Origin of the sequence: Streptomyces sp. NPDC060064 (genome assembly GCF_042736455.1) — a bacterium.
Classification (GTDB): domain Bacteria; phylum Actinomycetota; class Actinomycetes; order Streptomycetales; family Streptomycetaceae; genus Streptomyces.
Window position 1 is genome coordinate 1 of sequence record NZ_JBHWWF010000028.1, and the last position, 12,157, is coordinate 12,157.

The window sequence follows — 12,157 nt, forward strand, 5'->3', positions numbered from 1 at the left end:
GAACTGGCCGGGCGCCCCTTTTTGGCTGTTGATCGTTTCAGCCAGGATGTGATCGAGGTCGAGACAACGTCGCACTAGTCTCTTGCGCCGATCGTGGATCACCGGGAAGGGTCCGTGGGCGACCAGTCCCAGTCCGACAGTTGAACCAACGAATGAACGGGGAAGGTGCAAAGTGCGCACCAAAATCAAACGAGTACTCGTGGTGACCGCCGTGGCGGCGTCGGCATTCGCCCTACCCGTGGTGGCCGCTGCGCCCGCCAGCGCGTCACCTACTTCCTGCGCAAGTTATCTGGCAGCGAAGGGATACAACGTGGGGCCCAAGGTACGGACATCCTGCAAGTACGCGGGTGACCCCGCTACAAGGGCGGTCTGTTATGCAGGGCTCACCAAGATAGGCGTTCGTGATGGGGACGCGTTCGACGCTTGTTTCTAACAGCGGCCGCGCGATAGCCCGGTCGTCTGCTTCCATCTGCGCTGGGAGTTGCGGCAGCAGTTGACGAGTGTGGTGTCCAAGCAGCTCCCACCGGACACCACACTCGTGCAGAACGCAACGCATGTACGCGGCTCAAGGCCTATGTTCGCCCTTACAGCCACGGCGTGCTCAAACCTGCGTCATATCTTGGTGCGCGACGCCTTGTAGTGCTTGGCGGCCAGCTCGGCGACCTCGTCGAGGGTCTGGGGCTTGCCCACCAGCGCGCCGGCAGTGTCCACGGCATTGACCACGCCGAAGGTGCTGTAGTCGGCCCAGATGCACGTCGGGATCTGGAATTCCTTGGGCCCGTTCTTGGGGGTGCCGTCCCCGGACGGGTTGGTGAACTTGAGGTACTGGCACTTCATCAGCGCGCCCTCAAAGCCGGACGGCGTCTTCTCCTCGGGGCTGCCGACAGGCTCGAGCTTGAGACCCTCGTTGCCGAGTTCGGCGTTCTCCTTCTTCCCATAGTTGGAGAAGCCCATGTCGATGGCCTTCTCAGGGTCGGAGATCTCGCCCCACGTGCCGTTCAGGCTCATCTCCTTGATCTTCATGGGGTCGGAAGAGTCGTCCACCTTGTACTTGGCCATGATCATCGTGGGGTTCTTGATCCCCATGGCGGTCGCATTAGCCTTCTGCTTCGCGTTCATCGGGACGGGGGTGTCGGCCCCGTTCTTCTTGTACTCGCCGATGGCCCCCGCCGGGGTGATCTTGTAGCCCTTGGTGTCGTCCCCGACCGCGCTGTTGCCGCCGCCACCCCCCAGCAGCAGATACGCGCCGCCGCCGATCACCGCGAGCGCCACGACCGAGGCCACCACTATCAGGCCCGTCTTCTTCTTCGGGGCCGCCGGCGGGGGCGGCACCTGGCCGCCGGCGTACTGGGGCTGCTGGCCGTACGGGCCCGGCTGCTGGGGCTGGCCCCACTGGCCCTGCTGCGGCGGAACGCCCTGTGGGGCCTGCTGCGGGTATCCGTAGCCGGGCTGCGGCGGCTGCTGCTGCGGGTACCCGTAGCCGGGCTGCGGGGCCTGCGGCGGCTGTTGGCCGTAAGGACCCGGCTGACCGTACGGTCCGGGCTGCTGAGGCTGGCCGCCGTACGGGCCCGGCTGGTTGTAGCTCATTACTGCGTTCCCCTCCAGATACTTATGTCGTCCGAACATCCTGGCTCAATCGCCATCTCCATGGCGCGGCAGGGGTCACACCGTTACCGAACATTCCAGTTTCAGTACGGCCCCGTGACACCTCTAAACTGAGCCCGTGACCGAGAACGCTCAGCAGCAGCCAGCCAGCAGCCCCGAACTGCCGACCCAGTACGCGCCGGCCGAGGTAGAGGGGAAGCTGTACGAGCGCTGGGTAGAGCGCGGTTACTTCGCGGCCGACCCCAAGAGTGAGAAGCCGCCGTACACCATCGTCATCCCCCCGCCGAACGTCACGGGCTCCCTGCACCTGGGCCATGCCTTCGAGCACACGCTGATCGACGCCCTGACCCGCCGCAAGCGGATGCAGGGGTACGAGACGCTGTGGCAGCCCGGCATGGACCACGCCGGTATCGCCACCCAGAACGTCGTCGAGCGCGAGTTGGCGAAGGAAGGCAAGTCCCGCCACGACCTCGGCCGTGAGGCGTTCGTCGAGCGCGTCTGGCAGTGGAAGGCGGAGTCCGGAGGACAGATCTCCGGTCAGATGCGCCGCCTCGGCGACGGCGTCGACTGGAGCCGCGAGCGCTTCACCATGGACGAGGGTCTCTCCCAGGCTGTCCAGACGATCTTCAAGAGGCTCTACGACGACGAGCTGATCTACCGCGCCGAGCGCATCATCAACTGGTGCCCGCGCTGCCTGACGGCCATTTCGGACATCGAGGTGGAGTACCAGGACGACGAGGGCGAACTGGTCTCGATCCGCTACGGAGAGGGCGACGCGTCGATCGTTGTCGCGACGACCCGCGCCGAGACGATGCTCGGTGACACCGCGGTCGCGGTCCACCCCGATGACGAGCGCTACGCCCACCTCGTCGGCACGGAGATCGAGCTGCCGCTCACCGGCCGCCGGATCCCCGTCGTGGCCGACACCCACGTCGACCCCGAATTCGGCACGGGCGCCGTCAAGGTGACGCCCGCCCACGACCCGAACGACTTCGAGATCGGGCAGCGGCACGGCCTGGCCAATCTCGCGATCATGGACGAACACGCGGTCATCACCGCGCACGGCCCGTTCCAGGGTCTTGACCGGCTCGAGGCCCGTTCCACGATCGTCGGCGCGCTGCGCGCCGAGGGCCGGATCGTGGCCGAGAAGCGCCCGTACACGCACTCCGTCGGCCACTGCTCGCGCTGCAAGACGACGATCGAGCCGCGGCTGTCCATGCAGTGGTGGGTCAAGGTCGGCCCGCTCGCCCAGGCCGCGGGTGACGCGGTCCGCGACGGACGGGTGAACATCCACCCGAAGGAGATGGAGTCCCGGTACTTCGGCTGGGTCGACAACCTGCACGACTGGTGCATCTCGCGCCAGCTGTGGTGGGGCCACCGCATTCCCGTCTGGTACGGGCCGAACGGTGAGGTCGTCTGCGTCGGACCGGACGAGCAGCCGCCGACGGGCGAGGGCTGGACCCAGGACACCGATGTCCTGGACACCTGGTTCTCCTCCGGCCTGTGGCCCTTCTCCACCCTCGGCTGGCCCGAACAGACCGAGAGCCTCGAGAAGTTCTATCCGAACTCCGTCCTGGTCACCGGGTACGACATCCTCTTCTTCTGGGTCGCCCGGATGATGATGTTCGGCCTGTACGCGATGGACGGCACCCCGCCGTTCCACACCATCGCCCTGCACGGCATGGTCCGGGACCAGTTCGGCAAGAAGATGTCGAAGTCCTTCGGGAACGCGGTCAACCCGCTGGACTGGATGGACACTTACGGCTCCGACGCCGTGCGGTTCACGCTGGCCCGTGGCGCCAACCCGGGGGTGGACGTCCCGATCGGCGAGGACTGGGTCCAGGCCTCCCGCAACTTCGCCAACAAGATCTGGAACGCGACCCGCTTCGCGCTGATGAACGGCGCGACGGTGGAAGGCGAACTGCCGCCCACCGAGCAGCTGTCGGCGGCCGACCGGTGGATCCTCTCCCGGCTCAACGCGACGGTGGCCGAGGTCGACGCGTACTACGAGGACTACCAGTTCTCGAAGTTGTCCGACGCCCTTTACCACTTCGCGTGGGACGAGGTCTTCGACTGGTACGTCGAGCTGTCCAAGACCACGTACTTCGCGGGCGGCGAGCAGGCGCGTGTCTCCGGGCGCGTCCTCGGCGAGGTCCTCGACGTCACGCTGCGGCTGCTCCACCCCATCGTCCCCTTCGTCACCGAGACGCTGTGGACCACGCTCACCGGCAAGGAGTCCGTCGTCATCGCCGACTGGCCCGGCGACAGCGGCTTCCGGGACGCGGCGGCCGAGCGGGAGATCGAGCTGGTCCAGCGGGTCGTCACCGAGGTCCGCCGGTTCCGTTCCGACCAGGGCCTGCAGCCCGGCCAGAAGGTCCCGGCCCGGCTCACCCTCGACGGCACCGCCCTGGCGCCGCACGAGGCCGCGATCCGGCAGCTGCTGCGGCTGCAGCCGGAGGGCGAGGGCTTCAGCGCCACGGCGACCCTCCCGGTCGCGGGGGCCACGGTCGCGCTGGACCTGTCCGGCACGATCGATGTGGGCGCGGAGCGCAAGCGGCTGGCGAAGGACCTGGCCGCGGCCGAGAAGGAGAAGGCGCAGGCACAGGCGAAGCTCGGCAACGAGGCGTTCCTCGCCAAGGCGCCGGACAACGTGGTCGACAAGATCCGTACGCGCCTGGCCAAGGCCGAGGAGGACATCGCTCGGATCACCGCGCAGCTGAACAGCCTGCCGGAGGCGTAGCGGCACGCCGGGCCCGCACGCGTGACACGCACGCGGGACACGTACGAGAGGCCCCGGGGTTTCCCCGGGGCCTCTCGCGTGGGACGGGGGTTCCCCCGGGGCCTCTCGCGTCGGGCGGGGGATCCCCCGGGGCCTCTCGCGTGGGCGGCGCGCTGCCGAGGACAGGGCGCGGACGTCCTGTCACTCCGCCTCCGTAGACTGGTCCTGTGAGTGAGCAGCCGGACCCTTTCGAAGAGATCGTCGACGCCGAGACCAATCGTGACCCCGACCTGGCGGTGATCGAGGCCGGCAGCCGTACCCTGCGCGCGCAGGCCGGTTCTCCCCAGGGTGACCTTGTGCCCGCCCGGCCCGCAGACCCGGAGGTGGACAAGGCGCTGCGCGCGGTGGAGCAGGAGCTCGCCGGGCGCTGGGGCGAGACCAAGCTGGAGCCCTCGGTCGCCAGGATCGCGGCGCTGATGGATGTGCTGGGCGAGCCCCAGCGCGCGTACCCCTCGATCCACATCACCGGTACGAACGGCAAGACCTCCACGGCCCGCATGATCGAGGCTCTGCTCGGCGCCTTCGATCTGCGCACCGGCCGCTACACCTCGCCGCACATCCAGTCGATCACCGAACGGATCAGCCTGAACGGCGCCCCGATCGAGGCCGAGCGCTTCATCGAGGTCTACAACGAAATCAAGCCGTGCATCGAGATGGTCGACTCCGCGCAGGAGTTCCGGCTCTCCTTCTTCGAGGTGCTGACCGGTATGGCGTACGCCGCCTTCGCCGACGCGCCCGTGGATGTCGCGGTCGTCGAGGTCGGCATGGGCGGCAGCTGGGACGCGACGAACGTCATCGACGGGTCCGTCGCCGTCGTCACCCCCATCGACCTGGACCACACCGACCGGCTCGGCACCACGCCCGCCGAGATCGCCGCCGAGAAGGCAGGTGTCATCAAGGAGGGCGCGACGGTGATCCTGGCGCAGCAGCCGGTGGACGCCGCGCAGGTGATGCTGAAGAAGGCCGTCGAGGTCGACGCCACGGTCGCCCGGGAGGGCATGGAGTTCGGCGTGGTCTCCCGCGAAGTCGCGGTCGGCGGCCAGCAGGTGACGCTGCGCGGGCTCGGCGGTGAGTACGAGGAGATCTTCCTCCCGCTGTACGGGGCGCATCAGGCGCACAACGCCGCGGTGGCGCTCGCCGCGGTCGAGGCGTTCTTCGGCGTCGGCGCCGAGCAGGCCCGCACGCTGGACATGGACACCATCCGCAGGGCGTTCGCCTCGGTGGCCTCGCCCGGCCGCCTCGAGGTCGTGCGCCGCAGCCCGACGGTCGTCCTGGACGCCGCGCACAACCCGGCCGGTGCCCGCGCGAGCGCCGACGGCATCACCGAGTCCTTCGGCTTCTCGCGGCTGATCGGTGTGGTCGGCGCGAGCGGCGACAAGGACGTCCGAGGGCTCCTCGAGGCCTTCGAGCCGATCTTCGCCGAGGTCGTCGTCACACAGAACTCGAGCCATCGGTCGATGGACGTCGACGAGTTGGCGGCGGTCGCCGTGGAGGTCTTCGGCGACGAGCGGGTGGTCGTCGAGCCGCGTCTCGACGACGCGCTGGAGGCGGCGATCACGCTCGCCGAGGAGGAGTCCGAGTTCGCGGGCGCCGGCGTCCTGGTGACGGGCTCCGTGATCACGGTCGGCGAGGCCCGGCTGCTCCTGGGAAGGGCCTGACAACTGATGCGTACGCTCTGTGCATCCACTCTGATCGGCGAATTCTTCGTGATCGGCTTTGCCGGTCTGGTCGCCATGAAGTTCGACGACCTCTCGATGGCGACGGTCTGGACGGTCTGCGGCGTCGGGATGCTCCTCTCGGTGCTGCTCTGCGGGATGATCGGCCGACCGGGCGGGGTGCAGCTCGGCTGGGCGCTGCAGATCGCGCTGATCGTGAGCGGTTTCGTGGTGCCCACGATGTTCTTCCTGGGTGCGGTCTTCGCGGCGCTGTGGTGGGCCTCGGTCCACTACGGCCGCAAGATCGACGAGGCCAAGGCGTCCTGGGCCGCTCAGGCCTCCTCGGAACCTGACGCTGCGTAATCGACTACTCGTTCGGCCCTGTAGCCTCTGAACTCTTGAATCCGTATATGAAGGAGCTCGTACCGTGAGCCAGCGCACGCTCGTCCTGCTCAAGCCCGACGCCGTACGCCGCGGCCTGATCGGCGAGATCATCGGCCGTATCGAGGCCAAGGCCGGCTGGACCATCAGCGCGCTGGAGCTGCGCACTCTCGACCGGGAAACCCTCGAGCAGCACTACGGTGAGCACGAGGGCAAGCCCTTCTACGAGCCGCTGGTCGAGTTCATGTCCTCCGGCCCGGTCGTCGCGCTGGTCGTCGACGGCGAGCGGGTCATCGAGGGCGTACGCCAGCTGGCGGGCCCGACCGACCCCATCGCCGCCGCGCCCGGTTCCATTCGCGGTGACTTCGGCACGATCGTCCGGGAGAACCTCATTCACGCCTCGGACTCCGAGGAGTCCGCCATTCGGGAACTCAAGATTTTCTTCCCCGGACTTTCCTGATTGGGCGTCAGCCATACAGCGCTCATGACCTGGGGCGACCGAAGTAATTTCGGTCGCCCCCAGGCATATGGACGAGTATTGCGGGAACGCATCGCTCCGACACCTCGTCACCTAATAGAGAGGTGGTCCACCGCGCGGTGTCCGTGCAGGCGGCACTACGATGGAAGCCTCCACGCCACAGCGCACCCACCTCGCCATCCTGAAAAGCCATCAACGCTCGATTTGGGAAGGCCAGACGCATCCTCATGGGGAACAACATGTCGTTCATCGGCCGTGACATGGCTGTCGACCTCGGGACCGCCAACACGCTGGTGTACGTCAGAGGCCGGGGGATCGTCCTCAACGAGCCGTCCGTCGTCGCCATCAACACCAACACGGGCGGCATCCTGGCGGTCGGCGCCGAGGCGAAGAAGATGATCGGGCGGACACCGGGCAACATCGTTGCCGTCCGGCCGCTGAAGGACGGCGTCATCGCCGACTTCGAGATCACCGAGCGGATGCTCCGCTACTTCATCCTGAAGATCCACAAGCGTCGGTACCTCGCCCGTCCGCGCGTCGTCGTCTGTGTGCCCTCCGGCATCACGGGTGTTGAGCGCCGCGCGGTCATCGAGGCGTCGACGCAGGCGGGCGCCCGGCAGGTGCACATCATCGAGGAGCCCATGGCCGCGGCCATCGGCTCGGGACTCCCGGTTCATGAAGCCACCGGCAACATGGTCGTCGACATCGGTGGCGGAACCACCGAAGTCGCCGTCATCTCACTCGGCGGAATCGTCACAGCACAGTCCATCCGCGTCGCCGGCGACGAGCTGGACAACGCGATCATCCAGCACATCAAGAAGGAGTACTCGCTCCTGCTCGGCGAGCGGACCGCCGAGAACATCAAGATCACCATCGGCTCGGCGTTCGACATGGGCAAGGACGAGCACACCGAGATCCGCGGTCGTGACCTCGTCTCCGGTCTGCCGAAGACCGTGGTGATCTCCGACGCCGAGGTCCGCAAGGCGATCGAGGAACCGGTCAACGCGATCGTCGACGCCGTGAAGACCACCCTCGACAAGTGCCCGCCCGAGCTCTCCGGCGATGTCATGGACCGCGGCATCGTCCTCACCGGCGGCGGCGCGCTGCTGCGCGGTCTCGACGAGCGGCTGCGCCGCGAAACCGGCATGCCGATCCATATCGCCGAGGATCCGCTGGACTCCGTGGCTCTCGGAGCCGGCAAGTGTGTCGAGGAGTTCGAGGCGCTCCAGCAGGTACTGGACGCCCAGCCCCGCCGCTAGGTCATGTCTCGCCGCGGAGACTCACGAATCCGCCGTACGGGGGCCTGCCAACCCGTACGGCGGGTCGTTGATATACAGACATCAACATTCCTACGAGGAAGGCACGGCCGCCGCACGTGAGGGACACACGAGAGAGCCGGCTGCTCCTGGTGCTGCTGATCGCCATCGCGTTCGCTTTGATCACGGTGGATATCCGCGGAGGCGAGGAGTCACCGGTCGACGGCGCCCGGCAGGCCGCCGCCACGGTCTTCGGACCCGTCGAGAACGGCGTCGCGACAGCGGTCGACCCGATCGGCAACGCCATCGGGGCCGTACGGGACTCCGGCGAGCGCCATGATCGCATCAGCGAGCTGGAGCGGGAGAACGCCGCGCTGAAGCTGAGACTCGGCAGCGACGACCGCAACCGCAGCCGGGTGCGCGAACTCGACACCATGCTCAAGAAGGCGGGCGCCGGCCAGTACGGCATCAAGGGCGCCGAGGTCATCGCCATAGGAGCGGCCCAGGGCTTCTCCTGGACGGTGACCATCGATATCGGCTCCAACGACGGCATCAAGCGCGATATGACCGTCCTCAACGGCGACGGACTCGTCGGCCGGGTCACCACCGTCGGGCCGAACACCTCGACCGTACTGCTCGCCAACGACCCGGACTTCACCGTCGGCACCCGGATGGAGAAGACGGACGAACTGGGCTTCGCCACCGGCCAGGGCGACCGGCCGCTCTCCGTCCAGCTGCTCAACGGCAAGGCCAAGGTGAAGAAGGGCGACCGGCTCGTCACCTTCGGCTCGCAGGGCGGCAAGCCCTTCGTGCCCGGTGTCCCGGTCGGCGAGGTCGTCCGTGTCGACCCCTCCGGCGGCTCCCTCACCAGGAACATCTATGTCCGCCCCTTCGTCGGCTTCACCCAGCTCGACATCGTCGGCGTCGTCGTCCAGGCGCCCAGGTCCGATCCGCGTGACACGGTCCTGCCGTCCAAGCCCGCCGCGCCCAAGCCCACCCCGACCGTCACGGTGACGGTCACCCCGTCGCCGAACGGCGACGGTGGCGAGGAGGCCCAGGGCAACGTCGGCGCCACAGCTGACGGCAATGGCCAGGACCCGGACAACGCCGGCGGCCAGAACGATGTCGAGTAGTAGGAGCTGATCCGTTCATGCGTTTCAACCGGATGCTGCTCTCCACGACACTCGTCGTGGTCGCTCTCGTCATCCAGGTCTCTGTCCTCGCCCGCCTCCAGCTCCCCGGCGCCGTCCCCGATCTGCTGCTGCTCGTCGTCCTCGGACTCGCCTTTGTGTACGGGCACATGGCCGGCGCGTTCATCGGCTTCGGCGCCGGACTGCTCGCCGACCTCGTCCCGCCCGCCGACCACGCCGCCGGACGCTACGCGCTCGTGCTCTGCGTGATCGGCTACCTCGCCGGCCTGGTGCGCCCCGACAACGGCCAGCTCAGGTCCGCCACCGCACCGATGATCGCGGTCGTCGCCGCCGCCATCGGATCGACACTGCTGTACGCGGGCGTGGGCGCCCTCGTCGGCGACACCGCGGCCCGCCATGTGGGCCTCGGCAGCCTGCTGTTCACGGCCGCCGTCTACGACCTGCTGCTCGCGCCGTTCACCGTGCCGCTGATCATGGCGCTGGCCAGACGCTCCGAGAACGATCCGCTCGGCGAGAGCCAGAGCAGCGGCGGTGGCGGCGATGTCGCCGCGCGCTGGAACAGCTCCGGCACGGGCCTGCGCATCGGCAAACAGCGCGGACTGCGGGTGAAGGTCACCCGGGCCAGGGTGGCAAGGGCCGGGCGTATCAAGGGAGTCAAGCGACTGTGATCGAGGGGGCAGCGTGAGCAACATTCCGGAGACCGGGCGGACCCCCCGGGTCCAGATCCGGCTCGTCATCATTCAGGTGCTTGTCTTCTCCCTCCTCCTCACCCTCGGCGGACGCCTCTGGTACCTCCAGATCCGCAACGGCCAGGAGTACACCGACGAGGCGAAGAACAACCACGTCCAGCAGGTCGTCCAGCCGGCCGTCCGCGGCTCGATCCTCGACTCCCGCGGTATCCCGCTCGCCGACAACGAGACCCGCCTCGTCGTCTCCGCCTCGCGCACCGAGCTGATGAAGATGAAGGACGACGGCAAAGGCGTCCTCACCCGGCTCGCCGGTGTCCTCGGCATGAAGCCGAAGGACGTCATGGACAAGGTCCGGCTCTGCGACGCCAAGACCCCGCAGCCCTGCTGGAACGGCTCGCCCTACCAGCCGATCCCGGTCACCGACGAGGCCAACACCCAGCAGGCCCTGCAGATCCGCGAGCGCGCCGAGGACTTCCCCGGCATCACCGCCGAGCCCACCGCCGTACGCCGCTACACCGGACCGGGAAAGACCAACACCGCGCAGGTCCTCGGCTATCTCTCGCCCGTCACCGACGAGGAGATCACCAAGGCCAAGGACACCGACTCGCCGTTCCTCCGCTCCGACCAGGTCGGCCGCTCCGGCCTCGAGCGCACCTACGACAAGGAGCTGCGCGGCAAGGCCGGCGTCACCCGCTACGAGGTCGACAACCTCGGCCGGGTCATCGGCGAGGCGGCCAGGGACAAGGCCCAGCCCGGCGCCAACCTCGTCACCTCCATCGACGCGCGCGTACAGGCGGTCGCCGAGTACGAGCTCCACAACGCGATGAAGGCCGCCCGCCTGGAGTTCGACAAGAACACCGACAAGAACTACAAGGCCGACGCCGGTGCCGTCGTGGTGATGGAGAACAAGACCGGCCGGATCGTCTCGATGGCCTCCCAGCCGACATACGACCCGAACTCCTGGGTCGGCGGCATCTCCGGCAAGGACTACGCCAAGCTCACGGGCAAGGCCTCCAACTACCCGCTGCTGAACCGCGCGATCCAGGGCCAGGCCGCCCCCGGCTCGATCTTCAAGGTGGTCTCGTCGACGGCCGCGGTCAACGCCGGCTACCCCTTCGACGGCGGCTACCCCTGCCCCAGCTCGTACTCCGTCGGCGGCCAGGTCTTCAAGAACTTCGAGTCCAAGGGCTACGGCAGCATCTCCCTCGGCAGGGCCCTGGAGGTCTCCTGCGACACCGTCTTCTACGGCCTCGCCCACCGGGAATGGCAGAAGGACGGCGGCACCAAGCCCAAGAAGCGCACCAACGACTGGTTCTACAAGACGGCTCACCAGTTCGGCCTCGGCAAGGAGACCGGCATCGACCTCCCCAACGAGGTCAAGGGCCGCGTCCCGGACCGCCGGTGGAAGCAGAACTTCTGGGAGGCCAACAAGGACGGCTGGTGCAAGCAGGGCAAGAAGAACGGCGACTACGTCGAGAAGATCGCGTACGAGAACTGCCTCGAAGGCAACCGGATGCGAGCGGGTGACTCCGTCAACTACTCGATCGGCCAGGGCGACACGCTCGTCACCCCGATCCAGATGGCCACCATCTACTCCGCCATCGCCAACGGCGGCACACTGCACAACCCCACCATCGGCAAGGCCGTCATCAGCGCGGACGGCAAGACCGTGCAGGAGATCAAGCCCACCTCGCACGGCAAGCTGCCGATGAACGCCCGGACCCGGGACCAGATGGACGAAGCCCTCGCGGGAGTCACGACCCGCGGTTCCGCCGCCTGGCGATTCGGCGGCTGGCCGCAGGACAAGATCCCGATGCACGCCAAGACGGGTACCGCCGAGGTCTACGGCAAGCAGACGACCTCCTGGTTCGTCTCGTACACCAAGGACTACACGATCATCATGACGATCGCCCAGGGCGGTACGGGATCCGGCGCCTCGGGTCCCGCCGTACGCAAGATCTACGAGGCGATGTACGGACTCGACGAGAAGGGCGGCCAGGACCTGAAGAAGGCACTGCTGCCCGAGCCGCAGAAGGCGCTTCCGAAGATCGGGGCGGACGGTTCGATCGACGCCCCGAAGATCGAGCCGTACGAGCCGGAGAAGCAGGAGCCCCCGGCCGAGGAACAGCAGCTCGCGGGCCCGCCCGCGCGGAGGGACTGAGA

Annotated in this window: 9 protein-coding genes; 8 read left to right on the forward strand and 1 reads right to left on the reverse strand. The window is 67.8% G+C overall.

Going from position 1 to position 12,157, the window contains the following annotated elements; all coding sequences use genetic code 11:
- Positions 1-612: 612 nt before the first annotated feature.
- Positions 613-1,587 carry a hypothetical protein gene (locus ACFWDI_RS28825; protein ID WP_385308258.1) on the reverse strand — a complete coding sequence of 325 codons (975 nt, stop codon included), beginning with the start codon at positions 1,585-1,587 and terminating at the stop codon, positions 613-615.
- A gap of 136 nt (positions 1,588-1,723) precedes the next feature.
- Here ACFWDI_RS28825 and ACFWDI_RS28830 point away from each other — a divergent pair, with 136 nt between their 5' ends.
- From ACFWDI_RS28830 to mrdA, 8 genes are all read left to right on the forward strand, one after another.
- A complete protein-coding gene (locus ACFWDI_RS28830) occupies positions 1,724-4,345 on the forward strand; it encodes a valine--tRNA ligase (protein ID WP_385308261.1) in 2,622 nt (873 codons plus the stop codon).
- 206 nt (positions 4,346-4,551) lie between these two features.
- A complete protein-coding gene (locus ACFWDI_RS28835) occupies positions 4,552-6,042 on the forward strand; it encodes a bifunctional folylpolyglutamate synthase/dihydrofolate synthase (RefSeq protein ID WP_385308264.1) in 1,491 nt (496 codons plus the stop codon).
- A 6-nt stretch (positions 6,043-6,048) separates the two neighbouring features.
- Positions 6,049-6,402 carry a DUF4233 domain-containing protein gene (locus ACFWDI_RS28840; protein ID WP_327323600.1) on the forward strand — a complete coding sequence of 118 codons (354 nt, stop codon included), beginning with the start codon at positions 6,049-6,051 and terminating at the stop codon, positions 6,400-6,402.
- Between the two features lie 64 nt (positions 6,403-6,466).
- Positions 6,467-6,880: a nucleoside-diphosphate kinase gene (ndk, locus tag ACFWDI_RS28845; RefSeq protein ID WP_385308268.1), complete on the forward strand. Its 414-nt coding sequence runs from the start codon at positions 6,467-6,469 to the stop codon at positions 6,878-6,880.
- A gap of 257 nt (positions 6,881-7,137) precedes the next feature.
- On the forward strand, positions 7,138-8,157 hold the full coding sequence (locus ACFWDI_RS28850) for a rod shape-determining protein (protein ID WP_326655195.1): 1,020 nt from the start codon (positions 7,138-7,140) through the stop codon (positions 8,155-8,157).
- A 116-nt stretch (positions 8,158-8,273) separates the two neighbouring features.
- Entirely contained in the window at positions 8,274-9,287 is a 1,014-nt protein-coding gene (gene mreC / locus ACFWDI_RS28855; protein ID WP_385308271.1) for a rod shape-determining protein MreC, read from the forward strand.
- 17 nt (positions 9,288-9,304) lie between these two features.
- Complete coding sequence (gene mreD, locus ACFWDI_RS28860) at positions 9,305-9,973, forward strand: rod shape-determining protein MreD (RefSeq protein WP_385308273.1); 669 nt, start codon at positions 9,305-9,307, stop codon at positions 9,971-9,973.
- 13 nt (positions 9,974-9,986) lie between these two features.
- Positions 9,987-12,155: a penicillin-binding protein 2 gene (gene mrdA, locus ACFWDI_RS28865; RefSeq protein WP_385308276.1), complete on the forward strand. Its 2,169-nt coding sequence runs from the start codon at positions 9,987-9,989 to the stop codon at positions 12,153-12,155.
- Positions 12,156-12,157 lie beyond the last annotated feature (2 nt).

Excerpts from the sequence above, each read along its gene's own strand:
- ACFWDI_RS28825 (WP_385308258.1), bottom strand. The coding sequence starts at position 1,587 with ATGAGCTACAACCAGCCGGGCCCGTACGGCGGCCAGCCTCAGCAGCCC.
- ACFWDI_RS28840 (WP_327323600.1), top strand. The coding sequence starts at position 6,049 with ATGCGTACGCTCTGTGCATCCACTCTGATCGGCGAATTCTTCGTGATC.
- ACFWDI_RS28850 (WP_326655195.1), top strand. The coding sequence starts at position 7,138 with ATGTCGTTCATCGGCCGTGACATGGCTGTCGACCTCGGGACCGCCAAC.
- mreD (WP_385308273.1), top strand. The coding sequence starts at position 9,305 with ATGCGTTTCAACCGGATGCTGCTCTCCACGACACTCGTCGTGGTCGCT.